Source organism: Streptomyces sp. MB09-02B, assembly GCF_033794485.1.
Lineage (GTDB): Bacteria > Actinomycetota > Actinomycetes > Streptomycetales > Streptomycetaceae > Streptomyces.
On record NZ_JARGEE010000932.1, the window covers coordinates 1 to 895 of the forward strand.

1 protein-coding gene and 1 pseudogene are annotated in these 895 nt (G+C 76.6%); both read left to right on the plus strand.

What is annotated here, in order from left to right; translation table 11 throughout:
• Positions 1-247, plus strand: a pseudogene (locus tag P1P70_RS45155) (sortase-dependent protein); the annotation flags it as partial.
• On the plus strand, positions 244-882 hold the full coding sequence (locus tag P1P70_RS45160; protein WP_319248368.1) for a class F sortase: 639 nt from the start codon (positions 244-246) through the stop codon (positions 880-882). The pseudogene P1P70_RS45155 and the gene P1P70_RS45160, both read left to right, overlap by 4 nt.
• Positions 883-895 lie beyond the last annotated feature (13 nt).

Genomic DNA, 895 nt, shown 5'->3' on the forward strand with positions numbered 1-895 from the left:
GTCCACCCCCGCCACGGACCACCCGTCGGAGTCCGCGCCCACCGAGGCCCCGGGCGGTGGCGACGCGAGCCCGGTGCCGAGCCAGGTCTCCGTCGTTCCGAGCGGCGCCCCCGACACCGGTACGGCACCGGAGTCGACGGGGTCCGGCGGCGCGGGCGTGCTGGCGGGCACGGGTGCCACCGCGCTGCTCCTCGGCGGCGGCGCGGCCGTCGTCCTCGTACGCCGCAAGCGGGCGAACGAGGCGTGACACCGCTCTCCAGGCGCGCCTTCGCCGCCGCGGCGGCGATCTCCCTGTCGGTGGGCTGCTCCGGCAGCCGCACCGACGACGCCACGACCGCACCACCCGGGGGCGACGCGACCCCGCATCCGTCCTCGCCGTCCGCACCGTCCTCGTCGCCGCCCCCCGGCACGTCGCGCCCCCTGGCCCGTTCGGTCCCGGTGCGGCTGCTGATCCCGGCCATCGAGGTCGACACCCCGGTCATCCGCCTGGGGCTGGCCCCGGACGGCACGGTGGAGGTGCCGCCGGTCACGGAGCACGACAGGGCGGGCTGGTACCGGCACTCGCCGACCCCGGGCCAGACCGGCCCGTCGGTGATCCTGGGCCATGTCACGGTCGGCCCCTACGGCGACGGGGTGTTCCGCCGGCTCGCCCGGCTGCGGCGGGGCGAGCGCGTCGAGGCGCGCCTGGAGAACGGCACCGCAGCGGAATTCACCGTCGACTCCGTACGCACGGTCGCCAAGGCCGACTTCCCCGCGAACGAGGTCTACGGCAACGTGGACCGCCCCGCGCTGCGTCTCATCACGTGCGGCGGCCCGCGCACGGGCGAGGAGTACCGGGACAACGTGATCGTCTTCGCGACGCTGAGCCCCACGGCCCGGTGAACCGCACCCCACC